The sequence below is a fragment of the Dyella sp. GSA-30 genome, from assembly GCF_027924605.1.
Taxonomy (GTDB): Bacteria; Pseudomonadota; Gammaproteobacteria; order Xanthomonadales; family Rhodanobacteraceae; genus GSA-30.
Genome location: NZ_AP027042.1, coordinates 3,775,119 through 3,802,042 on the forward strand (window position 1 = coordinate 3,775,119; position 26,924 = coordinate 3,802,042).

A 26,924-nucleotide genomic window follows, 5' to 3' on the forward strand; every position below is an offset into this window, starting at 1 on the left:
AACCACCTGCGGTTGCCACACTGATAATCTGATTCCCCAAAAAAAATCCTACGCTACAAGCAGACTCCACAGTATCTACCAAATGGCCTAGATATCATCACGTCCACAGGTATAACAGGCATCTAACTACGGCTTACATATACGATTTTGGCAGCATGCGTGATTGCTTCTATCTCGAATGAATTTCCATAAACTCATTCCAGCGATTTAAATGGAAACACCATGGATTGCTCTGCTACAGACGGAAGCCGCCTCGCTAGCTCGGCGTGCAGAAAATCGACAAACCGGCGTACACGCGGTGGCTGAAACACGTTCGGGTGGTACATCGCATGGATGGGTGTGGGTGCTGACCATGCGGGCGCGTTGACGAGCATCAACCGGCCTTCGCGTACATCCGACATCACCGCCCAAAGCTGACGATAAGCAAAGCCGCGACCGAGCACAGCCCAGGTACGTATGACTTCGCTGTCGGTGCTCTCGTGATATCGCCGGACCCGCACGACGTCTTCCCCGAGACGCCACTCATTTCGAGGCCCGGCGTTCGTGGTGAGTACCAGTGACGGCAGTTCAGCGAGGTCCTCGGGATGCTTCGGTATGCCATGGGTCTCGATGCACGTGGGCGAAGCGCAGACCACGCGCCAGCTATCGGCAAGATGACGCGCCACCAGGTCGCTGTTCTCCAATGGGCCGACGCGGATAGCCACGTCGATATCATCCGGCACGAAACGCGAGAGCGAATCCGACAGTGTCAGAACAATGCGCACATCCGGGTGCAGGTCCATGAAACGATCCAGGATGTAGACCAGCAGGTTGCGTCCCAGATCCGAAGGCGCCGATATGCGCAGCGTGCCGCTTACAGCATCGGTGCCGCTGCGAACCACACGCTCGGCTTCTTTCATGGTCTCGATGGCGATCCGACAGGACGCGATATAGCTGCGCCCTTCATCGGTCAGGCGCAATTGCCGGGTCGTACGTTCGAAGAGCCGCGCGCCGAGCATGGCCTCGATTCGTTGCAGACAGGCGCTGGCTGCAGCAGGCGAGAGCCCTGCCCGTCGACCGGCAGCCGACAGGCTGCTCAGATCGGCCGCATCGACAAGGAGTTGCATGTCGCTAAGGCGGTTCATGAAGTCACGGCTGCGGAAGGGCCAGAAGGCATAATCTTCAAATAAGATTTGAAGGTCAATAAATATACAGGCCTATTATCAATATAAGACGCGCAGGTGACGATGCCCTCACCCCAACCCACCCGAGGTTTCGACATGTCACGCGCCAAACTCTTGTTGCTTGCCTCCCTGCTTGCCCCACTGGCTGCTTCGCCCGTCCTGGCCGCCACCCCGGCCCAGGCTGGGGCGATGAAACACAGGGATGCTGCCGGCGACCACATGATGGTGCCGAAGGAACTGATCGGAGCCTGGACCCTGGTCCGCTGCGACAACGTCTATCCGGACGGGCATCGCGTGGAGCTCTATGGCCCTAACCCGGAGGGTATGTGGCTTATCGATGCACAGGGCGACTACATGATGCAGATCGTGCGGGCAAAGCGTATGCCCTTCGCCGTAAACGACAAATCCAAAGGGACCCCGGACGAGTACCGTGCCGCATCGATGGACAGCAATGCCCACTTCGGCCACGTCAGTGCCAACGGTACCGTCATGCACAGCCAGATCCTGCACGCATCGTTCCCAAACTGGGACGGTAAGGGCGGCGACACGAATTACACCATTACCGACGATGAATTGACCTATACCGTGGCCAAGCCGTCCAGCGGAGCAGCTGAAGGAGCACACGGCGAGGTCGTATGGCGGCGCGTTCGCTCATAGCGATGTCCCTCCCGACGAATGCATGTCGATGCGGTAACCACCCGCATCGGCGTGCGCTCGGTCTTTCGCTATTTTCCGCATTGATCATGGGGACAGCATGGAACGCTGTCTGTAGCACAAAAACGCTACACGCGCTCTCGCCTATTGAGTTGCACAATGATGCTCTTTAGGGATCACGGACTCCTCATGGATTCACCGACCATCGGCCAGCCACCGCCCTTGATCCACGTTGCCATCGTGGAAGATGACCTGGGCTTCAGCCGTGCGCTGGCTGAGGCGATAGCGAGTGCGCAGGATATTCGGCTTGCCGGCACCGCTGGTACCCGCGCTGAAGGGTTGAGCCTGTTGCAGGGCGAGCCCACTGATGTGCTGCTGGTGGATCTGGGTTTGCCCGATGGCTCCGGTATCGACGTCATCAAGGCCGCCGTGCGGCTGTGGCCCAGCTGCAGCGTCATGGTCAGTACCAACTTCGGCGATGAGGTCCACGTCATCCGCTCGATCGAGGCGGGTGCATCGGGTTATCTGCTGAAGGACAGCACCCCCGCCAGGATCGTCGACGAAATTCGCAGCGTGGCCAGCGGCGGCAGCCCGATCAGCCCCATCATTGCGCGGCAGGTGCTCGCCCGATTCCGGCAGATCAAGACCGGGGATGCAGCTCGAACGACCGCGCCGGAGGAAACACAGTTGCTGCTGTCGGCACGCGAGAAAGAAGTGTTGGAGCTGATCACCAAAGGCTTTACGGCCAATGAAATCGCCAAGCTGATGTCCTTGTCGCCCTTTACTGTGCGAAGCTTTGTGAGGCGCATTTACAGCAAGTTGAACGTGACATCCAAGGCGGAAGCAATCTATGAGGCCAGAAACCAGGGGATTCTGGACGGCTAGTTCGGCTCGAACATCGACATCGGGTGAAGCTGCCATCGAAAGGAAGCCTCATCGCCTTTTAAAATACTTTCCCGCCGCCGCACTTATTTTCTCGATAGCCATGCTGGCTGCGGTAGGCGCACTCCTCTCCCTGGCGGTTAGCGGCATCCAGCGATCTGGCGAGAGTCTGCACCTGACGCACGCCAGTTGGCAGGAAGTGGAAACGCCCGGCTTCAGTACAGCGCCTGTCTCATTGGACAGCCGCGGCTTGCCGGATGCGTGGCATGACACGGCGCTACCCCTTGCCATGCACCCGGTCTCGCAAGCCGAGGGTGCCAAGGCCGGCGCGGCCCGCATCACCTGGGTCAGAGTGCCCGTGGACGGACAGCCGTCTACAACAAAGTCGCTGTCGTTGTATGGCGCGCGCCTCAAGACCGACGGCCCCATCGACATCTATATCAACGGCAAGCTGATGTATCGGGGGCAGCAACGCGGCCAGCAATGGAGCAGCTTGTTCACCCCGTTGTGGGTAGGGTCGGAGCCAGGCATGGGCGACGTGCCGATGCGGGAAATTCTGATCAGGCTTGAACACACACCGCAATACGCGGTCGCCGTGTCCTCGTTGTGGCTGGGCCCTGCCGATGCCTTGCGCGGCCGTTATGAGATCCGGCAGTGGTTGCAGCGTGGATTGCCGGCCATGTTGAACGCGGCATTTTTGGCGGTGGGCGTCTTTGCCCTGTTCGTGTGGTTCAGACGTCGCCATGAAACGGGCTATCTGCTGTTCTTCAACCTGTCCGCTATCGCCTTTGTCGCACACCTGCACTATTACGTGGATTTGCCGATTGCCCAGGACTGGTTCGGCTGGCTCGTGCTCAATTCCATATGCTGGGGACTCACGGCAGTACATTTCTTTTTGCGGCATCTGCACCGTCACCCGCTGCGCTGGCTCAGTCGAGCCATGGTGGCGGCGACCGTGCTGATTGGCGTCGCCACCCTGCCGCTCCCCTGGGCCTTGTCCGGTACGGCACCGGTCCTGGCGGCGATCTACGCAATCGAATTGTTGATGGCCATGGTGGTGGGCATCGTGGGCGGCGTCAGTACCTGGCGTGCCTCGCGGGAGGGACGCCTGGTAGTCGTGGCGATCGCCGTCTGCGTCCTGCTCGGCATGTCCGACTGGATGTTGCACAACAACGTCGTCGGTCCGGAAGGCTGGTTCCTGGGTGCGTACACCAATGGCGTCACCTTCGTCTTCTTTGGCTTGCTGATGTATCGACGTTATGTGAGTGCTATCGAAGAAGTGGAACGAATCAACGCCAGCCTCGCCGAACGACTACGCCTGCGTGAGATCGAACTGGAACAAAGCCATCAGCGGCTGCGCGAGATCGAACAGCGCCAGCTGCTGAGCGACGAACGCCAGCGTCTGATGCAGGACATGCACGATGGGCTCGGCTCCAGTCTGATCAGCGCCATTCGCTCGGTGGAGCAAGGCCGCATGAGCGATACCGAGGTATCGCAAATACTCAAGGACTGCATGGATGACCTGAAGCTGGCGATCGACTCGATGGAACCGGTCGAAGCCGATCTCCTACTATTGCTGGCCACCCTGCGTTTCCGATTGGAACCCCGCATGGAGGGCGCCAATGTTGCATTGATCTGGGACATCAAGGAACTGCCCCCACTGGCCTGGCTGGACCCGTCAAGCGCGCTGAACATCCTTCGTATCGTCCAGGAAAGCGTGGCCAACACATTGCGCCACACGCGCGCCACCATCATCAGGATGACCACCGCCGTCGAGGGGGCCGGCGTACAGATCGCCATTGAAGACAACGGTCAGGGCTTCGATGTTGCGACCGCCCTTCGGCGAAGTAACGGACGTGGCCTGCAGAATCAGCAGCGTCGTGCACAGTCGATCGACGGGCGGGTTACGTGGCTTTCGGGAGAAACGGGCACGCGATTTACGCTGTGGCTGCCGCTGGAACGCAGAAGTTAGCGTCGCTTATCAGCTCACCTGCCGAGCAAGCCGCTCCAGCCAGAGAAATGACACCAGCACCGCCGTGGGCACGGGTTCACGCGTGGTGGCTACCCGATCCAGCAATTCGAGTGCCGCCTTGGGCTGAACCATACCCAGGTCGGCCAAAACGCATTCGCGCAGTTGCGCGGCAATAGCGCTGGCATGCCGGGCAATCACATCGGGAAGCACATGCGCGAAGCTTTCCTTGACGTAACCCTGCGAGAAGATTTCCTCACCCAGATGACTGCGCAGGTATTGCCTCATGACTTCCCTGCCCTGGCGATGCTCTGTCGGCAATCGATGGCAGAAGGTCACAAGATTGGGGCTGCTCAGTGGATTGATCGGCCAGAAACCGTGCCGGAGCATATCGGGAGTGCGCGATGCATGCGCCAGTAGCACGCTCGCTGGCACGGGGCTGGCCGGAGCTTCGAAATGATGCAGGCTGTTTGCAGCGTTCCATGCGCGTGGCGTGAGTAGTTGCTCGACGTAGTGCGGCGTTTCGCTTTGCCACGCTTCGACATGCGCTGCCTGTGTTTCATCCAGGTAATACGGAAACAGTTCGTCGCCACCGATGCCAGTGAAGAGCGTGTCGCATCCCCGTGCCCTCGACTGTGCCCAGAGCGCCATGGAAGGTTCGAGGTAGTACTCCCAATAGAGTCTGGGTGTTTGGCCGGGCGCAGGCCGTACATCGGCAGCCGGCGGATAATCGGCCATCTCCACGGTGTAATCGCGCAGGCCAAGCCGGTTTGCGATCCGTTGACGGCGCTGCTCCTGACTTTGGCGCGTATCTCCGTCCAGAAGAATGCCCAGGCTTTCTACTCCTTCACGCGATTCGGCCAAGGCGCAGGCCACCGTGGCCGAGTCCATGCCGCCGCTCAGCTCCGCCGCCACCTGCCCTTTTCCCTTGGGTCGCATGGACACGATGCGTTGCAGATGCTCGCCGAACGCCGCCATGGCGTCGCGGCCTTTCGGCAGGGGCGATGGAGCCGTCTCTTCTACCGGCGACGGATACCGGTAACTGACCTTGCCCGGTTCGACATAGAGCAAGCCACGCTCGGTAAGCAGCGTGACACCGACGCTGAGTTGGCGCGCCGCATAGATCGAATGAAGCGCAAGGCGATGGCTTGCCATCTCTACGTCGATGGCCAAAGGCCCAACCAGCAGATCGCCCGGATCCCAGGAGAGCATGACCTGATCGCCGAAGGTTCGAAAATACAGCGGCACGGTGCCGAAAACGCCTGCCCGCACCTTCATCCGACATCCCGCCTGTGCGACCTCGATCATGACGTAGTCGAGTGGCCAGAGCAGGCATTCCTGATAAAGGCGATTGAACGTCTCGATATCGACGTCTCGCTTTGCGGCCAATGCGTCGGGCGCTCTGGATGCGAGGCGCTCCCGAACCGCCATAAACCATTGGCCATCCGTGCGCACAAAAAGTACTTCGAGCATTCGATGCGGGAAGGGAGTGATCTGGCTTTCGCCCACCATGATCGAGTCATTTATCCAATCCGCATTCAGCGCGAGATCGGACAGCGTGATAGTGGCCTTGAGCATGATCGATTTCCGCACGCAAAAAAGGTCGCCTCGCGAAAGAGGCGACCCTGGTATTCACGGCAAACCAGATAATGGCTTGTCGGCATCTCTTCCAGCCCTGAGCGCGACAATCAGGGGCCGTGCCCTGCAATATCGCCAGGAATGGGAAGTTTCCAGGTCTGCTTTTTAGTCTTTACATGCCGCGACATCGGCGCTTCTACTTGAACATCGAAATGATTGATTTCACTCACGCTCTCTTCTTGCATGACAACGTCTTGCTGTTCCATAAGAGTATCCGTTGAGTTGGCCGCCAGGTGCGGCATTTCCGACGCTAGCACAGCCGTGAGGCTGGCAAACGAATCACAGATCACTATTGGCTAGATGTCCGACCACAATTTATTGCGCCCCTCCTAATCTCCTACCACAATTTATTGCGCCCCTCCTATCGTCATCCCGGCGCAGGCCGGGATGACGATAGGAAGAACTGAAGACATCCTGGTTAATGAAGCTCTCGCACGCACCGTTCAAGCCAGAGAAACGATGTAAATGCGGTGGTGGGTGCAGAAGCCTTCGTGGCTGCCACCAGTTCGAGCAAGCTCAGTGCGGCGCGCTGATCCACCAAACCAAGATCCGCTAACGCGCAATCGCCCAGCTGCGCTGCAAGTGACGAAGCGTGATGAGAAATCAGCTCCGGGAAAACCCCGGCGAAGGTTTCCTTGGTGTAGTTACTTGGAAACACCTCGTCGCCCAAGTGCGCTTGCAGATATTGCCGGATGAGCTCTCTGCCCTGTCGATGTTCGCGGGGCAGTCGATGACAGAAGGCGATGAGGCCAGGGTCGCTCAGCGGATTGACCGGCCACAACCCGTGCCGCACTAGATCAGGAGCACGGCAGGCATGTGCCAGCAGCGCTGTGGAGGAGACGGGACTGGGTGGCGCGTCGAAGCTGCGAAGGCTGGTGGCAGCGCTCCGCGCATGGGGCGTGAGCAATTGCATGGCGTAATGCCTGACTTCGTGCTCCCTTCCCGTCGTACTCGGATCCTGCTTCTGTACTTCGTCGAGATAGCTCGGAAACAGCTCGTCTCCACCGATGCCGGTGAAGAGGACGTCGTGTCCTTGCACACGCGCCTTGCTCCATAGCGCCGAACAGGCTTCCAGGTAGTATTCACGTGACAGGCTTTTTGACAGGACTGGGCGTTGGATATCGAGATCGGGCGGAAAGGCCGTCATCTCCACGGTATCGTCGAACAGGCCCAGTCGCTTCGCAATCTGCTCCCGGCGCTGAACTTGCGGTTGGCGAACGTGGCCATCCAACAAGATCCCCCTGCTTGCCACCGGCCCGTGGCGTTTCGCCAAGGCACAGGCCACGCTGGCCGAATCCATGCCGCCGCTCAGCTCCAGCGATATTCGATTCGCCGCCATCGGCCTGACCGACACGGCTCGCTGCAGGAGTTCGTCAAACATCGACAGCGCATCGCGTCCTGCGGGTAACGGCATGGGAGAAGTCTCCGCCGCTGGCGTGGGATACCGATAACTTGCCCTGCCCGGCTCCACCTCAAACGAAGCACGCTCGGTCAGCAACTGAATGCCCACACCCAGCTGTCGCGCCGAATAGACCGTGTTCATCGCAAGACGATGGCTGGCGATCTCCGCATCGATCGCTAAAGGCTCGGTGGCCAGATCCGTAACGTCCCAAGAGAGTTTGACGCTGTTCTGAGTGGCGCGACAGTAAAGTGGTAACGAGCCAAACACACCGGCACGCACTTTCATTCGGCAGCCCATCTGCGCGGCCTCGATCATGACGTAGTCGAGGGGCCACAGAAGGCATTGTCGATAAAGCCTTTGAAATTCCTCGTTGTCGACATCGCGCGCCGCAGCAGCTGCATCTGCCGATGCTGTGCGCTCCCGCACTATGGCGAACCATTGGCCTTTCGTCCGTACCAGCCATGCCTCAAGACTCGGATGCGCATGAGGCGTGATTCGACTGTCTCCCAACACGATGGCGTCATCCCGCCACTGCGGGTCATGCGATAGATCCGGTAAAGCGATATCGGCCTTGAGCATGCTGGGTTCTTATCCATAAAGAAGCCGTCTCCGATGAAGGAGGCGGCTTGAGTATTACCAAAGAACGAGATCAGGTTTCGCGATTGCGTCGCTTAACCGCCACCGCCATGGATGGTACCGGCGCGGCCGATATCACCGTCGTCGTCGATCTTGGGTGCGCGCTTTCCCGTCGCAGCCAGATTACGCAGCGGTCCGTCCAATTCAACGCCGAAAGGATTGATTTCGTTCTGAAACTCTTCGTGCATCACAACATCGAGCTGATTCATGAGGGCACTCCGATTGAGATAAATGGGCCACCCCTATGGCGGCCTCCAGAACCTATCATGATTTACCGTTTCAAAATGCCACCAAATGGGTCGAATGCATTTACTATGAAACAGCGCACATTTTCAGAAAACCTGCCTTTCAGTGTGCTAATCACGTACAGCAATATTTTCTACCCGTTTGAAATAGCGATATTTTATTTCCTAAGAACCTTAGATAATTTGGAAACATGCCCCATGTATCCGTAACAGAAATCATGGGGCCCGCCTCTAATTTGCAGCCAGAGTGCCGCTACACGTCGCGAAGCGTCTGAAAGTACGCCGCAATATCCTCGGGAAAGTCATAACGTTCTTCAGGAACGGGCGAACCCGCATCGATCAAGGCTTTCGCGCAAGCCAGCCAATCGCCGCCAGGCGTTGTTTCCGCGATCGAGGCGAAACTGAGAGTGCCGTAGACATTGTCGTTATAGCCGTGGCGCTCGTCATAGCTCGCGCCATGCGCGAGCAAGAATGCGGCCAATGCAGCATTGCCTCGAAACACGGCCTGATTGAGAGCGCTGCCGTCGATGTCACCACCGCGCGTCGTAATCGGCCACCCTGCCTCCACCATTACCCTCACGGCGTCATCGCAGCCGGCGGCAGCCAGGTCAGGGAGCATACGCAGGGCCCGGGATGAAAGTTTGCCGATCACATCGGGTTCGGCAGCCAATATGGCCTGCACCACCGCACGGTCAGCACGCGCACAGGCGTTGAGGAATGCGTCGCCCGGGCGATGATCCGCGACTGCCCCAGCTCGCAATAGACGCTCGGTTACCTCGGTGAGCCCCAAGCAATGGGCAAGGCGATAAGCACTGACGCCATGGTGCGTACTTGCCGAAGGGTTGGCGCCGGCGTCGAGCAGGATTCCGATGATGTCGGGCGAGCGTCGACGATGGATTGCATGCAGCAAAGGAAACCCATGGGCGCCGTCTTCATTGGGATCGCCACCGTGAGCAAGCAGCAGGCGCAGCGTCTCCGGTCGCTCCATATCCAACGCGCGAAACAGCGCGTTGCAGCCGGTGACATGAGCTCCAGCATCCAACAACAGCTTGGTCAACGTGCTATCAGCGGCTTCAGTGGCGTGGTACAGAGACTCGTTATCGTTGGGGTTGGCACCAGCTGCCAGCAATGCGCGTGTGATCACGACATCGTGGTTGCGACCGGCAGCGCCATATAAAGCGCTGAGTGGATCGCCGGGGAGCTGCGGGTCGATCCAGACCGCGTTGGGATCCGCTCCCGCATCGAGCAGCAGCTCGACACAAGTGCGGATGCCTGGTGCATATCCCGGTAGCGCAATCAGTCCGGAAAAAGTTGCACAAACCAATGGCGTCATTGCGTTGTCCGCATGGGCCGTTCTGGCCCAATCCGGATCGGCGGCGATGGCTGCCTTCACCGTGGCGACGTCGCCGACGGCGCAAGCGAGCACCGCATTGCCGGCCAGTACATCCGGATGATCGTGTAGCAGGCGTTCGGCGAGTCGTGGCTTGGCCACCTGATAGCCGTAGCCAAAGGTCCAGAGCTGCCATTGATGTCGTCGTGTCGCCGCATCGGCTGTCGCCGCGGCAAGCGCCACATACTCCTTCAACTGCATCCACGAGGCAAAGCCGTACTCGCGGGCGATGCACGATTGCGCGTCGTGCAGACGCAGGTCCATCTGGGCAATGGCTTCGTGATTGAAGTTGGCGGCAACAGGCAACGCGACACGGATGCGTTCGAGCGCGTCACGGTCCTTGAGACGAAAACCGTCAAGCAGGACCTTGGCCTGTTTCTTCAAATGGTCAAGATGCGGACGAGCGGGCAATACTTTCATGACAACCTCCATGCATGGTATGCCGAAGGTCCGCAAGCCCGGCTGCACAAAGGTTGGGTGATGGCAAGCAATGACAGGTGGGTTGAACCCTTTCCGCGGACCCGGTGGCGGCCATGCAACGCCGTGGCGGAGCGTAGCACAGGCCCCTGAGCCGGACAAAAGGACTTCAAAGCCCGCTGCCATGGGAGGGGCGATGTGCCTGTCCTTCCATTTTTCCATCGATTTCGTACACGGACGATCAATCGCGTACAAGCCGGAGGCACCGCGGCCACACTAACGTCAGTCGTTGTGCGTACGGCACTTTCTCTGAATCGCTTCACTACGTGAGAGACCCACGTGATCATCGCGAACGTTGACGACTATCGCAAACAATGCGAAGCGAGACTGCCCCCATTTCTGTACGACTACATCAGCGGAGGCTCCTATCAGGAGAACACGCTGCGCGCGAATATGGCCGAGCTGCAAGCTACGCTGTTGCGCCAACGCGTCATGGTAGACGGGTCGCATCTGAACCTGTCGATCGACTTGTGGGATCAAACCATGTCGATGCCCATCGTTCTCGGACATGTCGGCATGGCCGGTATGTATTCGAGCCGCGGCGAAGTCAAGGCCGCCAATGCGGCGAAGGCGGCCGGCGTTCCCTTTACGTTGTCGACCATGGGCGTGTGCGATGTGAACGAGGTCGCGCAAAAGACAGGCGTACCGCCCTGGTTTCAGCTCTATATGCTCAAAGATCGCGGCTTCGTCAAAAGCGTGATCGAACGATCCGTTTCTGCCGGCTCCAAGGTACTGGTATTCACTGTCGATCTTGCGACCCCTGGGCGACGTTACAGTGAAGTACACGACGGCATGGAGAAAGATCCGACGCTGCTGGGAATGTTGGGATTCGTCGCGCAAGGCGCAACGCATCCTCGCTGGGCTCTCGATATCGTCACGAAAGGTCGGCCGCTGAAGTTCGGCACGGTGGCCGAAGCCATGCCCAAGGGCGTACCGTACGGGAAATTCGTACACGACAATTTTGATGCGTCGGCGACCTGGAAAGACATCGAGTGGATACGCTCGATCTTTCCGGGAAAGATTATCTTGAAAGGTATTCTCGATCCCGAGGATGCCAGGCGCGCGATACAGACGAATATCGACGGGATCGTGGTATCAAACCACGGTGGCCGGCAGCTCGATAGCGTGACATCGACGATTCGTGCCTTGCCGAAAGTTGTTCATGCTGTTCAAGGCAGGATTCCGGTGTTCATGGACGGCGGCATCCGTTCGGGCCTGGATGTATTGAAGGCGCTGGCACTTGGCGCCAAGGCGTGCTTTTTGGGACGAGCGTGGGCCTACGCGCTGGGAGCCGCTGGCGAACCCGGAGTGCGCGATATGTTGGATATCCTCAAAGAGGAGCTCAGGGTCGGCATGATTCTGACCGGCTGTAGCGACGTCAACCGAGCTTCACCGGACTTGTTGCTCGAGGATTGACACGCGCCACGAACGTCAACCCTCGATGCGTCAGCGGCTCAGCCACCGACATCAGACTCGATCAAAGAAATCGACTCGCCCGGAATCAAGGTGGTAATAGGCGCCAATCACCTTGAGGCGCTTTTCTTGCTGCGGTCGTAACATGATCGGATCGCTCTCCTTGCGCAACACCTCGACGACACGACGCACATTCTGTTTTACGGCGTTCTCGAGCGGATCGCCCGGCTGCAAGCGGGCTTCAAGTACCGCCGGAATAATCGGTTCGATCATATTGTCGATAGCGCCTGGGAATCGCGCGTTCTTCTCGACAACCGACATGGCGGCCTTGACCGCGCCGCAGGCTTCGTGACCGAGAACGACAACGAGCGGCACGCCAAGCTCGGCCACCGCATATTCGATCGAGCCCATGGCAACCGTATCGACGGTATTGCCTGCATTGCGAATAATAAACAGCTCACCCAGGCCACGCCCGAAGAGTAGCTCCGGGGGTACCCGGCTGTCGGAACACGTAACGTAGGCACAGAAAGGCGCCTGTCCCGCGGCTAACGACAACCTCCGTGCGGCGCTCAGATCCGGTACGCGCAGTTCGTCGCGCAAGAAGGCATTGTTTCCTTCAATGAGCAAGGCCAGCGCCTCGTCCGGCGTCAAGGTCGATTTTCCGTCTTTGGTCGGTGCAGGTTTGACGACAGACGCTGGAGCTACTTTGGCAAGGCTCGATGAGGCGAACAGAGCACCGGCGCCCAGTGCGGCTCCGTTGATAAAGTTGCGGCGAGTGAATTTCAAGGCGAGGCTTCCCGTATTCAGATAAAGCGCGCAATGGCCTGCATTCACGCGCAAATATTATGCATGGCCTCGATGCCCCCGCCCTGTCACGAGCGTGCCATCCGCATGGCCTCCTCGCCCCTGGACAAGGCTATCGGTATGGACTAGCCCCGTACCGCAAGGAACACGACGGGGAGCGCGCGGAGCAGCTAGGATGCCTAGCCATAAGCACCCGCCCGAGTCTTTCCGAGCCAGGCCGGATTCCTGATCGGGAAAATCCGCAACATGACATGGCGCCATGGCGAAAACGAAGACGACCACCTATAGCTTCGGTGAGTTTGAACTCAAGCCGCTATCGCGCGAGCTGAAGCGCAAGGGCGAGTTGATCGAACTCACGGCAAGTGCGTTCGACTGCCTGGTCTACCTGGTGGAGCACAGGGAACGTCCGGTGGGCAGGGACGAGCTGATTGCCGCCGTCTGGGGAAGTGCCGACGTCAGTGAAAATCTGTTGGCGCAGACTATTGTCCGCTTACGCCGCACCTTTGACGACGATGCCAATGCACAGCGCTATATCAAGACGCTGCCGCGTGTCGGTTACCGCTGGGTGCCAGACACCTCAATCGCCTCCCCTGTCGCCGAGCTACATCCGAGCGCAACTTCGGAGATCGGCAACACCCCACCGCAGGTTTCGCGACGTGCCTGGTTAAAGCCTTCGCTGTGGGCGGCCTTTCTGGTTCTGCTTGTTGGTGCTGCAGGGTATTGGCATTGGCGAACCCGTAGTCGCCCCCTCCTTTCGGCGAACCAAGGCACCACCGTGGTACTCCCCGCCGAGGTAGACGCCTCCGGGGATTGGGCATGGCTTCGGCTGGGCCTCATGGATCTGATCGCGGGCGATTTGCGTGAAGCAAAGATCCCCGTCGAGAGCAGCCAAACGGTACTGAACCTGCTCGACCAGGCCGATAAGGACGATGGCACACGATTTGCCTCGTTCGCTGTGGTCATCCGGCCCCGCGTCACGCTGGTTGACAATATCTGGCACGTCCATCTACAAGCCGATGCCCCTGATGGCCGCGCATGGCGGGCAGATGCCTCGTCCGATAACGTATTGAAAGCCGTTCGTTCGGCAAACGCTTTTCTTCTTGCCCAGATGGGAGACGCACGCACCGGCACGCAAACCACAGGCGATACCGTGGAGCAGTACCTGTTACGGATGGACGCGGCGTCCTACGCCGGATCCGGCGACATCGAACGGGAACTCATAGACAAGGCACCCAAGGAAGTTCGAGAAACGCTCGAATTCGCCTATGCGAAGGCGTCGTTCTTTTGCGATCAGGGAGACTACGAGAATTGCAAGCGTGAGCTCGACGAACTGTTGAAGCGCGTGCCCGCCGATACACAACCCGTGCTTCGTGGCAGAGTGCTGACGCAGTATTGGTATGTTTATTCTCGCGAACACAAGTATGCCGAAGGCGATGCCGTCTTGAGCGAAGCCGTGCGCCTGCTGCAGAAGCAAAACAACACTGCCTATCTTGCGTACGCCTATGCCCAGCGTGCCGAGCTCCAAATGGTGGATAACAAGCTGGATCAGGCAGAGTCGGACTTTGGCCTTGCCCGCATCAACTACACGCTAGCCGGCAATACGGCTGGAGCGCTTGGCATAGACGAGTCGTTGGCCGAGCTGGCCATGCAACGCGGCCGCCTGACGCAAGCTCTCCCGACGATACAGCGCGCCTACGAGCAATACCAACGCATGGGCATGCGGCAGTTCTTGCCGGGCTTGCTGGTGGATCAGGCCGTATCGCAAAAGCTGTTGTTGCTGCATGCCGATCAACTCGCCACGACAGAGCGCTATTGGCCGCTCGATCAAAAGCACTGGAGTTTCACCGAAAAAGTGATGCTTCACATTCTTGTGTTCCAGCGCGCGGCCGCGTTGGCCGATAACGGTCGTACCACCGAGGCAAGCAAGCTGCTGGAACAGTTGCTGATACAGATCAAGCTGGATCCCGATGGTGAGCCCGGCTTGCAAGGCACCACTTATGTGCTATTGGCCAAGCTTGCCTTGCAACGCGGCGAAATTCCTGCGGCGCAGTCATGGATATCCAAAGCTCTTTCGGGGCGGTTGTTGGAGATGGATGGCGACAAACGTGATTACGCCGACGCCTGGCTCGTTAACGTGATGATTGCGCAGCGCGCCGGCCACCCCAAAGCGCTTGAGCAAGTTGCCACCGCCATGCAGGCTTGGGCAGCTGGCCTGCCGGCCCAGGATGAATGGATCAGCATTCAGCTCTTGCGCGGGCGGGCCATCGAAGCCCAGGCCAAAGGCCACCGTAGTGATGCATTGGACCAGCTGAAGCTCGCCATGAATCAGGCGAATCAACTGGGCATACCGGAACTGATTGTCGATGTTGGCCTGGCTTACACATTGGCCCTGCTGGAAGACGGCAAGGTCGATGAAGCGGTAGCTATCGGTGGGCAGCTCTCGGTATGGGATCAACAGGATTGGCGTGCAGCCTGGGCGCAAGCGTGCATCTATCGCGCCATGGGCCGGCTGGAGTCGTCGGAGCCATATCAGCGCAAAGCGCACGAGCTCGCCGGAGATCGTCTGCTGACAACGGACCCCGTCGCAATCGGCCACTGAAGTTCGCATCGAACAGACGATCTTGGCCTACCAGGCCGATCATATGGCCCATACGGAACTCGATACCGACCCACCCGTCGGCCAAACTGGCGTGGCCGATGGGCGGATGTTGCGATTGCCCCCCGCAACAATACGGACGCTGCCCCTTTGCCGCCGCCTCCCTCAGGGCGGCGTTTTTATTTGTAGCGACGTCGCCCAGAACGACGCGAATCCTCTTTTGCTTTACTGATGCTACGAAGCTTGTCTTCGTAAGCCTTCCAACTGGGGCTGTCGTTGTTCGAGCCTTCAAGCTTACCCCGCGCCTCCGATACAAAAAAACGCATCAGCGGTGTCGGTGGCCAAATGAACTCGTTTTCATCACCCTCACCTTCCGCCTCACTCATGCTGATTGTCGTCAATGATTACTTTGAGAAATTCTCTATCGCACAAATGAAACCAGGCAATCCATGTCATTTGGGGCCAATCGAATCGTTTGCATCACTTTTGTTTTCAGCACGCGAAACTGTGCGTTCATCACGCAAAGAAACTGTGACGCGATAACTTCCGCGACGCGTGCAACTGACCAGATAATGTTTCGACATGTTGGCGCGAACGCACATCAGGCGATTCATCGTTTGCCCAAACATCTGAAGCCTGCTGAGAACAATAAAACGGTTCGCGTTATGCGAGCCTGCCATCGATTGCGCGGAATACGACGTATCAACCGGGGACAACGTGACTGCAACGATCAAGCTGGCCAGCGTCGAACGCCGGCACCTCTACCAAGCATCGCCCGAGCTGTTTGAGCGACTTTCCGAAGCAAGGCGCGCCTCTATTGTCGAAAACCACGTCGCCGCCTTACAGGCAGAGCGACTTACTTCCGGACGTCGGTATCGGGTGCTCTGCGCTTCCATCTCTGCCGTGCTCGGCATGGCGTCGATGCCGAGGGTGTCCCTGGCTCACGACTACGACCAGATCATTACCGGCGTGCCGAGCGCGGACACTCAATACGCTCCACAGCTGGACACCCATGGAAATCTGACCTATCGATTTCAGAGCGGCGACCATGTTTCGACCTCGACAAACAAGGTCGAGAACATCACAGCAGTAAGTCTCGTTGGTGTCTCGACCCCAATCGTGTTTCAGGTCGATAACAATGGCCTGGGCAACCTGAGCGTATCCACGCAACGCGCCGCCGCCGGGTCCTGGGGCACGGCATTCGGCGTGGATGTCGAACAAAGCACGCTCACCGTCAATGGCAACGCGTCGGTGTATGCCCAATCCGATGATGCCGTTCCCAACAGTTCCTCCATTGGCCTGTGGGTCTATCAGGGCACGGCGACATTCAACGGCGACACGATCGTCACGACCTATACGCCCGGCTACTCGCAGGGCATCTGGGCTTACCAGGGCGCCGTGACGTTCAATGGCACAACCACGGTCAAAGCCCAGGCCCGAGGATCGAGCACATCGGGCATCTACAACTCCGGCGGCGGTAGCGGGAGCATGGTGTTCAATGGCGACCTGAACGTCTCGGCCGAAGGCATCTATCCCAGCGACAATGTCCACGGCATCTACAACGACAACGGCAACACCAGGCTAACAGTCAACGGCAACCTGAGCCTGTCCGCCGTGTCCAATGGCTCCACCGTCTTCGGCGTTCGAAATCAGGGGCGCATGACTGTCACAGGCGATTCGTCGATCACCGCGACCGGACCTCGCTCGGCTTTTGGCATTGCCAATACGTACCGCACGGCTTCGATGTACTTCGGTGGCGACGTGACCATCAAGGTGATCAATGGCACCGGTTACACGCCCTTTGGGCTACCCGCGGCGATCAGCAGCACTTACGGACTCGGATCGTCGATCACCTTCGCCAAGAGCGTTTCGGCCATCATCGACGCGACGACCGAAACCTACGGCATCAACAATACCGGTATCGTCAACTTCAACGATGCCCAGGCGCCGGTCATCATCCAGGCTCATTCGAGCTGTGCATCGTGCAACGTATTTGCGCTGAGCCAGGGAGGCGGGCAAATCAAGTTCGCCGGCGGCTTGCAGGCAAGCGCGACAACCGACGGCAGCGGCGGCAGCTTTGCGGTTGCCAACTGGGCGCAGAGCGGCGCTGATGCGCTGGTCGATGTGAACGCATCGGGGAGTGGCCGTGTGTCTTTGACCGGCGACATCGCCGACATCAATCTCAACGCCGGCAATACCGCCACTACCCGCGTGCTACTGAACACGCCGGACTCGTATTTCAAGGGCCGCGTTTTGTCTTTTGCCGATGCTGGCCTGAGTACCGACACGACCACCTATGGCACGGGCATCACCGCGCTGACGTTCTCGAATGGAGCAAGCTGGATCCCCACCGGAACCGGCACGATCAAGAACGATTTCGGTGCCGGGCAGCTGACCCTGGGGAGCGACGGCGGCATCGACATGGCCTCGAACTGGGGCACGTTCACCCATGGGTCGATTCCAACCTACGCGTTTCGTACGCTGGTAGTAGATAGCTCCGCAAGCGCTGGCGCCACGGTGAATCTGAGCGACGGCACAACGTTTACGTTGCTCAGCGACGTGCGCAAAGGCGTAGCCGATGATGTGGTGTTCGGCCCCGGCATTTCGGCTTTCCATGTGTCCGGCACACCCAGGGTGAAGATCGCCTATGACCCGGCGCTGGACGACACCAGCTGGGTCAATCCTTCGAATCTCAAGACGGGCGTGGTGATCCCTGCCTCCTCCCCCATCACGATCCTCGATGCGCGCCAGGTGCCGAACGCGAAAGCCCTCTTCAACACGGTTCAAGGTGTAGCCGGCCAGTGGTCGGGCACTTATGAGAATGCGCTGGTCCAGTTCTCCTACGTGCCGCAAGTCGCCTTGAGCACGGATCACGGCAGCGTGCTTCTGACAGGTATTCAGATTGTCGGCGATGGGCAAGCCGGTACAGGGACAAACAGCGGTGGCTCGGGTAACGCGCCAGGAAATGGTTCTGGAACTGGCGGCTCCGGAGGCGGCACGGCAGTTAACCAGGGGTCGGGTTCTCAGAACCCGACGGGCGACATCAAACTGCCTGTTCTTCGTCCAGCCAGCGGCATTCTTGCCGCAGGGGATGCGGCTACGGCATCGGCCAATCTCTGGTTCACCGATGACCAGGCGACCTCGCGTCGCGCTGAATCCTTTCGCGGGGAACCCGACGCGCAGACCTCCGGCGTGTGGGTGGATGGATCGGGCGGCGACTTCCAGGGCGATACCCCCTACGGGCGAAACTATCGGCAACACTGGACAACGGAGAATCTCGGCGCGGATACGCAGTCGGTCGTCGATGCAGGACGAAATCTCTTGGGCGTTATTTATGCTCATTCCGAATCGGACGATCGGATATCGCAGGGGCGCGCACGCCTGCGTAGCCAATCCTTGGGGCTTTACGACACATGGCTCTCTGCCAGGGGCTATTTTCTGGACGCGAAAATCCGCATCGGCCGCATCCATTCGACGTATCGATCACTCGATTCCAACCATGAAGCCACCGGTGGCGAAACCCGTTCGACAGCTGCCGACGTTGCCTTGACCACAGGATGGCATTTTGAAGGTTCTCGCGGTGGCTACGTCGAGCCTCAGTTGCAAGTGGCATACGGAACGCTGTCCGGTGCCGATTACACGGCCGTCGATGGTGTCCGTATCGACAGGGCTCGATTGAAGTCGCTCACGTCTCGTGCCGGGGTATGGTTCGGCAAGAGCGCCCGGCTGTCGCCAAAGCTGGCAGTGAACATCTACAGTCGTGTGTCTGTGCTGCATACCATCGGAAACGGCGCGCAGATCGAGGCTTCCTATGATGGCGGTACCGTGCCGCTCGCTTTGCCAGGCAGGCGTGCCACGGCATCGGAAATTGCACTCGGAAGTCGCGTGGACATATCCTCGCGAATGAGCCTCTTTGTAGAAGCGACACGCACTTCCGACAACACGCTTGGCGGCGGCTGGCGTGGAGCGGGCGGGATTCGCTTCGCGCTCTAGGTTGTGCCGCGAAACCTTCTTACCAGGTGACGGCAGCACCCACGCTGGCTGCCGCATCACCGCGGGTATTGCTGGCCAGGTTCAACTTGTAAACCCAGCGCCCGCTTTCGGAGATGGTCGACACGCCGATAGCCATGCCGGCCTGTCCATGGAAGGACCCAAACGCGACGGCGGCGGCATTCTGGTTGGGTTGATAGGCCTGGGGTAGACCCGCCATGGCAATGGCCGCAGCGGCGCCCGCGTTGGCGCGGGCACCTACGGTACTGATGTTCTGGTTGATGGCCTGGATCTGCCGATCCGTATAATTCTTTGCCCAGTTTTGAACCGTCTGGATATCTGCGTTCAATTGCCCGAGATTGACGGCATCCCCGGCCGATGTGCCATTGGCGACATGATGGATCTGTGCCCCGGCACCATCCACTCCCAGGGTAATGTTGCCGTAGTCCACGCTTCCGTCGCTTTGGCGATCGTATTGCACGCCACCGGCCTGAACAGCGTTGAGTTGCCCTACGTTGACGGCGTCACTGCTGTCCGTTCCCGCCGCGACATGGGTAATGCGACGTTGTTGCGTGGAAGATCCGACCGACACGACATTCGACTGGCCGTCGTCGCTGGACCCGGCCCCCAGGGCGACCGAATGGACACCACTCGCGCTCGTGTTCGCGCCGACGGCAACACTTCCCTTCCCTGCTGCCGTAGCGCCGCCGCCCTGTGCGAGGCTCTGGTCACCGCTGGCATCCGCACGCGGACCTGCCGCCATCGCGTCCACGCCGGTTGCGACGCTGGCCGCGCCCGTCGCATTCACCTGAAAATACTTGTTGGGCGCACCACCGTTGGTGATGTTTTGTACGGTGTTGCTTAGCTGATCCAGCACGCCCTGCACCGAGGTGTAGGACGCACCGCCATAGCTCAACGAGGTACTGAGTGTTCCGGTCACGCTGTTGTAGCTGCTTGCTCCGCCGAGCCCGACCGCTACACGATTGCCCAAACTGGACACCTGGCCTCCCAACGCATTGATGACTGCGTTGGACGCAGAGAGCTGGCTGCCATTGACCGCATCGGTGCTCGTCGCTGTGATACGGCCAGCTGCAACGTTGGTGATCGTGCGCTCATTACCCGCATTTCCCACGCTGATCGTGGATGTGGGCGTGATGCCAGCGAATCGAAACGTAGCACCGTCGATGCTGACGCCCGTGGTGGCAACGGCTACCGCTGTTACTGAGCCCGAGCCAAGCGCTACCGCGTTGGCTTGCGTTGCCGACGAGCCAGCGCCCATGGCAATACCGCTCTGCTGCGTGGCCATCGCGGAGGTTCCAAGGGCAATGGAGTCGCGACCTGACGCTTTCACGCCGCCGCGCCAGTTGTCGCCGATGGCGATGGCGCCGGCCGTTGCCTGCGCGCCGCCGCCGATCGCGACCGCCATGTTGACGCTCGATCCATCACCAGAAGCGAACGCATTCGGTCCGATTGCAACGTCGTAGGGATTCTTGGCCACCGCGCCATCGCCTAGCGCAATCTTGCTCTGGGCATGGGCAGACAACGCATGAGCGAGAAGGCACAGCGCCGCACCGGCCATAAGCAGGCGACCACGTTTACTCGCTACCAGAAACCTGTGCATCGTTTCGCCCCCATTTCCAATCCAACAACACTTCAGGGGCATCCTAGGATCGAGATGTCACCGCCGGTCAGAGGGAGACAGCACCCAATATCTGTCTCCTCAGGCCAATCTGGGTGATGAGCTTCACACTACACGCACTGATCCTACGTTCGTTGAAAATACGGCGCTCACCAAATGACGCGGCGGCTACGCGGTCCAGGGAATCCATTCGGAAAGTGAACCGTAAACAAGCTTCGTCAAAGTAAGCTTGGCCGGAGCCCTGGTCAGGGCTACCTTGAGGACAAGCGATTGACCTGTAGAAGCGATGCCAGCTAGCGTGCTGCTCACGAACAGCCGTAGACACCTCCAGGCTGATACCCAACAAGAGCCAAGGCTCCGTTGCGGTTATCAGATGAATCTGCAACGTTGGTAGTCAATATGGCGAACACGAAGATGACCGTTTACCGCTTCGGTGAGTTCGAACTCACCCCACGTGCGCGCGAACTCAAGCGCAACGGGGACGTGATCGACCTCACCGCCAGCGTGTTCGATTGCCTGGTCTATCTGGTCGAGCATCGCGAACGCCCCGTGGGCAGGGACGAGTTGATCGCAGCGGTCTGGGCCACCACGAGCGTCAGCGAAAATCTGGTCGCTCAGGCGATCGCCCGGCTCCGTCGCGCCCTTGGAGACGATGCAAACGAGCCGCGCTGCATCAAGACATTGCCGCGCATCGGCTATCGCTGGATGATGGAAACATCCGTCGTCTCTGCAGGCGACGATCCGGTGACTGCGCCCAATGACCGCACGCCGATCGCTACCAGCGACAGTTCACCGCCCGTTGTACCGTTCTGGTTACGCCGTTGGCGATGGATAGCAACACTGCTGATGCTTATTGCAACGGCCGGCGCTGGGTTGTGGTGGATAAGCAAGCCCGCTCCTGTCGCGTTCAACCCAGGCACAACCGCTGTTCTCCCTGCACGGATCAATGCGCCGGAAGAATGGTCGTGGTTACGCCTCGGTCTCATGGACCTGATCGCTGGCGACATGCGGGAAGCCAAGATTCCCGTCGAAAACAGCCAGACCGTGCTCAATCTGCTCGGTCAAGGCAACGAAGACACCGCCCGGTTTTCCTCTTACGCGCTGGTTATCCATCCGCAAGTCGCCCTGTCCGAGAACCGCTGGCACGTCGAGCTTGAAGTCACCGCAGCCAACGGACGCACGCTGCATGCGGAGTCGACGTCCGACAACGTGATGAAAGCGGCGCATTCAGCGAGCGCCTTTCTGCTTGCCCAGATGGGGACATCGGCGCTTGGCAGCGTCAAGTCCACCGACGAAAAGGCGCAATACCTGCTGCGTATGGATGCCGCCTCGGATGCAGGCTCCATGAACGTCCTGCGCGAACTGATCGACAAGGCGCCTCCCGACCTTCGCCAGACGCTCGAGTTTTCCTTCATCGAAGCGACGTTCTATTGCGATCAAGGTGAATACGATCCCTGCAAGAAGCAGCTAACGGATCTATTGCAGCGACTGCCCGCCGATAAGGAACCCATCCTTCGTGGCCAAGTGCTCAGCCACCTTTGGTACGTCTATTTTCGCGAGCACAAATATGCTGAAGGCATTGCAGCGCTCAGCGAGGCGATACAGCTGTTTCAGACCCACAACAGCAGAGGCCACCTGGCCTACGCCTATGCCGAACGCGCCGGACTGCTGGTCATGATAGGCAAATTCGACCAGGCCGAGTCGGACTATGGTCTTGCACGCATCAACTACGCATGGGTCGGCGACACTGCTGGGGCGCTGGGCATGGATGCGGCGTTAGCCGATCTGGACATGCGGCGCGGCCATTTTGCCCAAGCCCTGCCGACGATCGAACATGCTTACGAGCAATACCAGCGGATGGGCATGCGCCAATACTTGCCTGGGCTGCTCTACGATCTCGTCATCTCGCAGAAAATGCTCCTGCAACACCCCGATGCACTGGCCACGACGGAGCGCTATTGGCCCATCGATCAAAAACAATGGGAATTCATGGAGGAAATGACCCGCCACCTCCTCACGTTCCAGCGAGCTGCCGCATTGGCGGGGAGTGGCCGTAGCATGGAGGGCAGCAAGTTGCTGGAGCAACTGCTTGCGCAAATCAAACTCGACCCGCACGGCGAGCCGGGCCTGCAAGCGACGGTTTACGTGTTACTGGCCAAGCTCGCCTTGCAACGAGGCGAGACGAAGGTGGCTCAGGCCTGGATCTCTCAAGCCCTCTCAGGAGGGCTGCTGGAATGGGACAGCAACAAACACGATCATGCGGACGCGAGGCTCACTCAAGTACTGATCGCGCAGCAAGCCAACGATGCAACCCAGATCAGGCTAGTCGCCGCCGCCATGCAGACCTGGGCGAACCAGTTGCCCGCATCCGATCAGGATGAATGGGTCGCCATCCTGTTGCTTCGGGCGCAAGCCGTTCAGGCGAATGCCGAAGGGCATCGCGAGCAGGCGCTCGATCAATTGAAGCTCGCCATGAGCAAGGCCAGTCATCTTGGCGTGCCCGAGCTGATGGTCGACGTCGGCCTGGCTTATACGTTGAGCCTGCTTGAAGACGGCAAGATCAATGAGGCCACCGCCATCAGCGGTCGACTCTCGACCTGGGAGCAACTCGATTGGCGTGCCGCATGGGCGCAAGCATGTCTCTATCGAACGTTGGGAAGCATGGATGCCTGGAAGCAACACCAGCGCAAAGCGACCGAGCTGGCTGGAGACCGCGTGCTTCCAACCTGCACGTCGACAGCCGCTCAATGATGACTCGACATACCGGTTATCAAGAATGATCTAAAGCGACGTGCCGCTCAACGTCTTTGACATCCTCCGGGTCGTATGGCTCGAAGGATAGGCCGTCCGATCTCCACGATCGCCTCCCGTTTGACGTCGACCTCTCGCGCGTTGCTTCGGCCGGACGTCTCGTTTTTTCCGCTGTGGCCCATAAAGACTATCTACAGGCCCGTAGAGACAGCCTCCCCTTATCCGATTAACCATAGGATGTCCGGAACTGGCCGGACCGGGCACGACCGATATCCCTCAGCTCCATCGCAAGATCTTTCAAACTAACCAAATGGTAAGGATTTTCCAGCAGGTATCCAGCTCCGCCCACTGCGGGACTTAGCTAAAGTGCGGCCAAGGGGCTTCGCTGCTTTCTAAGCCCTGTGGAGCAAGGAACGCATCGACATATCGTTTCAGGCCCCGACAGATTCGGGTATCTCCGGAGCACGCCAGACCAAGCACGACCGATAGGCAAGCACAGGCCTGAACAGGCTGCGCCTTCTACAGAAAAGCAGGGGACATTATGAGTAAGCATCCATCGCTCCGTCGCGCGGCGGGCTTTACGCTGCTTGAGCTGATGATTGTGGTGGGAATCATTGCGATCCTTTCCGCGATCGCCATACCGGTCTATACCGAATACGTCATCCGCAGCAAGCTTACCGATGCTACCAATGCGCTTTCCGCGTACCGGGTGAGCATGGAGCAGTACTACCAGGACAACCGCACCTATACCAGCGGTGGTACCTGTGGCGTTGCCTCTCCGACACTCAACTATTTCACGCTGAACTGCGCGCCGGCAGCGAGCTCCACATCCGGGTACACCGCCAAGGCCGTAGGCATCGCGGGTACACAGGTCGCCGGCTTCACCTACAGCATCGATAACTTCAATAACCGACAAACGCTGAGCACAGCCACGGGCTGGGGCGGCACGAATACGGCGTGCTGGATCATGCGCAAAGGCGGAGGCTGCTAGTGAACCGCCAGACGCACAGCACCCCGGGGTTTTCCCTGGTCGAATTGCTGGTCTCCATAGCGGTGTTCGGAATATTGGCGCTGATTGGCATACCCAGCTACCAGACCTGGATTCGCAATTCGCGCATCCGTACCGCCGCGGAGTCGATTCAAAACGGTTTGCGCATTGCGCGCAGCGAGGCTTCCCAGCGCGGCGCCAATGTGCGTTTCGAATTCAGTTCCGCCAGCGGTACCGGTGCGGATTGGAAGGTGTGTGCATTGGGCACAGCAACGACATGCAGCGGTGCCGGCACCGCCGTGATCCAAAGCTATAGCAGCAACGAAGGCGCGGCCGATGTACGGGTGGGTGCCGACACCGCGATCGGCTCCTACACGACGGCGCTGACCAGTGGCGCCGGCGCAGGCACGGGCGTCACGTTCACCGCGCTTGGTCGCCCATCGGCGTATGGCACCAGTTCCATCATCCGTATCGATACGAGCAACACCCAGACCAACCAAAGGCGTCTGGTGATAACTCTGTCTTCCGGCGGTTTGACGCGCATGTGCGATCCGCAACTTGCTCTCACCGTCAGCCCGCAGGGGTGCCAGTAGCGCCATGCATAACATGTCCTTGAAACCCGGTCGACGCACGCCACGCTCACAACGGGGCGTTGTTCTCCTCGACGCCATCGTTGCGATCCTGCTTTTCTCGGTGGGTATTGTCGGCATGGTTGCGCTTCAAGGTGCGGCGACCAAGCTGGCGGGCGACGCCAAGCTGCGTACCGACGCGGCGATGGCGGCCGATCAGGTCATCGCGCAGATGTGGGTATCCGACCCCACTCAGCTGGCTGCGTATTTCCAGAGTCCGGGCGGTGCCGGCTACAAGGCGTGGGCCGCTACGGTAACCAACGTAACGGCACATCAGGGCTTGCCCGGTGCAGCCGGCCACCCGCCCACCATCAACGTCACGACCGATCCCAATGGCGGCAATGCCGTCACCGTTTCCGTGTTCTGGCAGGCCGCAAGCGACACCGGTACCCATCAATATGTCACCTCTACGCACATCGCTCACTGATGCCACGCGCATGATGCGTGTCAAGGCAAACGCCCCCTCATGGCGGCGGCAGCGAGGTTTCTCGTTGATCGAACTGATGGTCGGTCTGACCGTGAGCCTGATATGCACCATCGCCATGATGTCGGCCTTTGCATTGTTTGAACAGCAGAAGCGCACGACCACCAGCGGCGACGATGCCCAGCAAAATGGCAGCTATTCGCTGTACGAGCTCGAGCGACAGATACGTACGGCAGGCTCGGGACTTACCCAGGGCTTTAACTACGGTCTGTGGGGCTGCGCGATGACCGCGTATACCGGTAGCACGCAGCGCATCCCCAAGGCGGCGACAGCTCCGACGCCGTTCTCCACTTGGCCCGGCTTGTCGCCGGCCACGCCCGTGCCGATGCGCGCCATACCGGTACTCATTACCGATGGCGGCGTCGATGGCTCAGGCAATGCCCTCCCCGACACCATCGCAGTTGTGGGTGGCAACCCCGCAGGCACGGTGTTCAAAAGCAAGGTCACCAGCACACCCGCTTCTACCACGGTCGTGCTCGACAACTCGCTGGGTATCTACGCGGGGGACTACATGCTGGCCACGACCACCGTGGGCAACTGCGTGCTTGGCCAGGTCAGCACCAATACAGCCGCCACCAACACGCTTGGTTTGTCTGCGGCCTCCGTGCCTTCCACCGGCTTCAACGGTGCCGGCTACCTCTTCGATCTGGGCGCCCAGCCCAACTTCAGCCTGTACGGCGTCAATACCACCACCGCTCAGTTGACGACATTCGACATGCTGCAGCTCACCACGGGCCCGACAGCCGGCACAGTGCTGCCGGTCGCCGATGGCATCGTGCAGATCAAGGCACTCTACGGTGTGGACGACGGCGCCAGCAACGCCGCTATTCCAGGTAGCGGCACGCTCGGCGATGACATCATCGACGAATGGGTCAAGGCCGTCGGTGGCACCTGGTCCAGCGCATCGATTCTCGCCAGCCAGACAACCGCAGCCCAGGCCGTGCAGCAGATCAAGGCGATTCGCCTTGTCGTGGTGGCGCGCAGCCAGCTGCCAGAGAAATCGACCGATTACACCGGCCCAACGCAGATGACGCTTTTCTCCGATCTTCCAGCAGCGCTGCAATCGAAGATCAACCTGAATCCGCAATACCGCTACAAGGTCTACGACACCACGATTCCGATCCGCAATGCCGTTATCACCCGCCGGTACTGAGGATGTCACTATGACGCATCG

Annotated in this window: 20 protein-coding genes; 11 read left to right on the forward strand and 9 right to left on the reverse strand. The window is 59.5% G+C overall.

The window, feature by feature from the left end:
* Positions 1 to 194: 194 nt before the first annotated feature.
* Positions 195 to 1,124 (reverse strand): LysR family transcriptional regulator, encoded by a 930-nt coding sequence (locus QMG46_RS16160; RefSeq protein WP_281848871.1) that lies wholly within the window; start codon positions 1,122 to 1,124, stop codon positions 195 to 197.
* A 135-nt stretch (positions 1,125 to 1,259) separates the two neighbouring features.
* Here QMG46_RS16160 and QMG46_RS16165 point away from each other — a divergent pair, with 135 nt between their 5' ends.
* The 3 genes from QMG46_RS16165 (at position 1,260) to QMG46_RS16175 (ending at position 4,671) form a co-directional block, all read left to right on the forward strand.
* Positions 1,260 to 1,820: a lipocalin-like domain-containing protein gene (locus QMG46_RS16165; RefSeq protein ID WP_281848872.1), complete on the forward strand. Its 561-nt coding sequence runs from the start codon at positions 1,260 to 1,262 to the stop codon at positions 1,818 to 1,820.
* A 186-nt stretch (positions 1,821 to 2,006) separates the two neighbouring features.
* A complete protein-coding gene (locus QMG46_RS16170; protein ID WP_281848873.1) occupies positions 2,007 to 2,702 on the forward strand; it encodes a response regulator in 696 nt (231 codons plus the stop codon).
* 100 nt (positions 2,703 to 2,802) lie between these two features.
* Positions 2,803 to 4,671 (forward strand): sensor histidine kinase, encoded by a 1,869-nt coding sequence (locus QMG46_RS16175; protein WP_281848874.1) that lies wholly within the window; start codon positions 2,803 to 2,805, stop codon positions 4,669 to 4,671.
* Positions 4,672 to 4,680: 9 nt separating this feature from the next.
* Here the strand turns inward: QMG46_RS16175 and QMG46_RS16180 are convergent, their stop codons facing one another.
* The 5 genes from QMG46_RS16180 to QMG46_RS16200 form a co-directional block, all read right to left on the reverse strand.
* Complete coding sequence (locus QMG46_RS16180) at positions 4,681 to 6,246, reverse strand: asparagine synthase-related protein (protein WP_281848875.1); 1,566 nt, start codon at positions 6,244 to 6,246, stop codon at positions 4,681 to 4,683.
* A 110-nt stretch (positions 6,247 to 6,356) separates the two neighbouring features.
* Positions 6,357 to 6,512 carry a hypothetical protein gene (locus QMG46_RS16185; RefSeq protein WP_281848876.1) on the reverse strand — a complete coding sequence of 52 codons (156 nt, stop codon included), beginning with the start codon at positions 6,510 to 6,512 and terminating at the stop codon, positions 6,357 to 6,359.
* 212 nt (positions 6,513 to 6,724) lie between these two features.
* Positions 6,725 to 8,287: an asparagine synthase-related protein gene (locus QMG46_RS16190; RefSeq protein WP_281848877.1), complete on the reverse strand. Its 1,563-nt coding sequence runs from the start codon at positions 8,285 to 8,287 to the stop codon at positions 6,725 to 6,727.
* Positions 8,288 to 8,379: 92 nt separating this feature from the next.
* Positions 8,380 to 8,553, reverse strand: coding sequence for a hypothetical protein (locus tag QMG46_RS16195; RefSeq protein ID WP_281848878.1), 174 nt, complete (start codon positions 8,551 to 8,553; stop codon positions 8,380 to 8,382).
* A 289-nt stretch (positions 8,554 to 8,842) separates the two neighbouring features.
* Positions 8,843 to 10,399 carry an ankyrin repeat domain-containing protein gene (locus QMG46_RS16200; RefSeq protein ID WP_281848879.1) on the reverse strand — a complete coding sequence of 519 codons (1,557 nt, stop codon included), beginning with the start codon at positions 10,397 to 10,399 and terminating at the stop codon, positions 8,843 to 8,845.
* 336 nt (positions 10,400 to 10,735) lie between these two features.
* Here QMG46_RS16200 and QMG46_RS16205 point away from each other — a divergent pair, with 336 nt between their 5' ends.
* Positions 10,736 to 11,872 carry an L-lactate dehydrogenase gene (locus QMG46_RS16205; RefSeq protein WP_281848880.1) on the forward strand — a complete coding sequence of 379 codons (1,137 nt, stop codon included), beginning with the start codon at positions 10,736 to 10,738 and terminating at the stop codon, positions 11,870 to 11,872.
* A 51-nt stretch (positions 11,873 to 11,923) separates the two neighbouring features.
* On the opposite strand, the gene QMG46_RS16210 is transcribed toward QMG46_RS16205, so the two are convergent.
* On the reverse strand, positions 11,924 to 12,520 hold the full coding sequence (locus QMG46_RS16210; protein ID WP_281852909.1) for a carbonic anhydrase: 597 nt from the start codon (positions 12,518 to 12,520) through the stop codon (positions 11,924 to 11,926).
* Between the two features lie 496 nt (positions 12,521 to 13,016).
* Here QMG46_RS16210 and QMG46_RS16215 point away from each other — a divergent pair, with 496 nt between their 5' ends.
* Positions 13,017 to 15,272, forward strand: coding sequence for a winged helix-turn-helix domain-containing protein (locus QMG46_RS16215; protein ID WP_281848881.1), 2,256 nt, complete (start codon positions 13,017 to 13,019; stop codon positions 15,270 to 15,272).
* A 176-nt stretch (positions 15,273 to 15,448) separates the two neighbouring features.
* Here the strand turns inward: QMG46_RS16215 and QMG46_RS16220 are convergent, their stop codons facing one another.
* Positions 15,449 to 15,655, reverse strand: a complete 207-nt coding sequence (locus tag QMG46_RS16220; protein ID WP_281848882.1) for a hypothetical protein — start codon at positions 15,653 to 15,655, stop codon at positions 15,449 to 15,451.
* A 331-nt stretch (positions 15,656 to 15,986) separates the two neighbouring features.
* On the opposite strand from QMG46_RS16220, the gene QMG46_RS16225 reads away from it, so the two are divergent.
* Complete coding sequence (locus QMG46_RS16225) at positions 15,987 to 19,262, forward strand: autotransporter outer membrane beta-barrel domain-containing protein (RefSeq protein ID WP_281848883.1); 3,276 nt, start codon at positions 15,987 to 15,989, stop codon at positions 19,260 to 19,262.
* Positions 19,263 to 19,281: 19 nt separating this feature from the next.
* Here the strand turns inward: QMG46_RS16225 and QMG46_RS16230 are convergent, their stop codons facing one another.
* Entirely contained in the window at positions 19,282 to 20,880 is a 1,599-nt protein-coding gene (locus tag QMG46_RS16230) for a YadA family autotransporter adhesin (RefSeq protein ID WP_281848884.1), read from the reverse strand.
* Positions 20,881 to 21,297: 417 nt separating this feature from the next.
* Between QMG46_RS16230 and QMG46_RS16235 the strand changes: the two genes are divergently transcribed.
* The 5 genes from QMG46_RS16235 (at position 21,298) to QMG46_RS16255 (ending at position 26,903) form a co-directional block, all read left to right on the forward strand.
* Positions 21,298 to 23,649: a winged helix-turn-helix domain-containing protein gene (locus tag QMG46_RS16235; RefSeq protein ID WP_281848885.1), complete on the forward strand. Its 2,352-nt coding sequence runs from the start codon at positions 21,298 to 21,300 to the stop codon at positions 23,647 to 23,649.
* 541 nt (positions 23,650 to 24,190) lie between these two features.
* The gene (locus QMG46_RS16240) at positions 24,191 to 24,640 is read left to right on the forward strand and encodes a type IV pilin protein (RefSeq protein ID WP_281848886.1); all 450 of its coding nucleotides are present in this window, start codon (positions 24,191 to 24,193) and stop codon (positions 24,638 to 24,640) included.
* Positions 24,640 to 25,230 (forward strand): GspH/FimT family pseudopilin, encoded by a 591-nt coding sequence (locus tag QMG46_RS16245; RefSeq protein ID WP_281848887.1) that lies wholly within the window; start codon positions 24,640 to 24,642, stop codon positions 25,228 to 25,230. Before QMG46_RS16240 ends, QMG46_RS16245 begins: the two co-directional genes overlap by 1 nt.
* A gap of 13 nt (positions 25,231 to 25,243) precedes the next feature.
* Entirely contained in the window at positions 25,244 to 25,693 is a 450-nt protein-coding gene (locus tag QMG46_RS16250) for a type IV pilus modification PilV family protein (RefSeq protein WP_281848888.1), read from the forward strand.
* A complete protein-coding gene (locus tag QMG46_RS16255) occupies positions 25,665 to 26,903 on the forward strand; it encodes a PilW family protein (protein WP_281848889.1) in 1,239 nt (412 codons plus the stop codon). Before QMG46_RS16250 ends, QMG46_RS16255 begins: the two co-directional genes overlap by 29 nt.
* Positions 26,904 to 26,924: the final 21 nt, after the last annotated feature.

Coding starts and splice junctions, on each gene's coding strand:
- QMG46_RS16185 (WP_281848876.1), bottom strand. CDS start 6,512: ATGGAACAGCAAGACGTTGTCATGCAAGAAGAGAGCGTGAGTGAAATC.
- QMG46_RS16250 (WP_281848888.1), top strand. CDS start 25,244: ATGTCCTTGAAACCCGGTCGACGCACGCCACGCTCACAACGGGGCGTT.
- QMG46_RS16200 (WP_281848879.1), bottom strand. CDS start 10,399: ATGAAAGTATTGCCCGCTCGTCCGCATCTTGACCATTTGAAGAAACAG.
- QMG46_RS16220 (WP_281848882.1), bottom strand. CDS start 15,655: ATGAGTGAGGCGGAAGGTGAGGGTGATGAAAACGAGTTCATTTGGCCA.
- QMG46_RS16230 (WP_281848884.1), bottom strand. CDS start 20,880: ATGCACAGGTTTCTGGTAGCGAGTAAACGTGGTCGCCTGCTTATGGCC.
- QMG46_RS16190 (WP_281848877.1), bottom strand. CDS start 8,287: ATGCTCAAGGCCGATATCGCTTTACCGGATCTATCGCATGACCCGCAG.
- QMG46_RS16240 (WP_281848886.1), top strand. CDS start 24,191: ATGAGTAAGCATCCATCGCTCCGTCGCGCGGCGGGCTTTACGCTGCTT.
- QMG46_RS16195 (WP_281848878.1), bottom strand. CDS start 8,553: ATGAATCAGCTCGATGTTGTGATGCACGAAGAGTTTCAGAACGAAATC.
- QMG46_RS16165 (WP_281848872.1), top strand. CDS start 1,260: ATGTCACGCGCCAAACTCTTGTTGCTTGCCTCCCTGCTTGCCCCACTG.
- QMG46_RS16170 (WP_281848873.1), top strand. CDS start 2,007: ATGGATTCACCGACCATCGGCCAGCCACCGCCCTTGATCCACGTTGCC.
- QMG46_RS16180 (WP_281848875.1), bottom strand. CDS start 6,246: ATGCTCAAGGCCACTATCACGCTGTCCGATCTCGCGCTGAATGCGGAT.
- QMG46_RS16235 (WP_281848885.1), top strand. CDS start 21,298: ATGGCGAACACGAAGATGACCGTTTACCGCTTCGGTGAGTTCGAACTC.
- QMG46_RS16255 (WP_281848889.1), top strand. CDS start 25,665: ATGTCACCTCTACGCACATCGCTCACTGATGCCACGCGCATGATGCGT.
- QMG46_RS16175 (WP_281848874.1), top strand. CDS start 2,803: ATGCTGGCTGCGGTAGGCGCACTCCTCTCCCTGGCGGTTAGCGGCATC.
- QMG46_RS16160 (WP_281848871.1), bottom strand. CDS start 1,124: ATGAACCGCCTTAGCGACATGCAACTCCTTGTCGATGCGGCCGATCTG.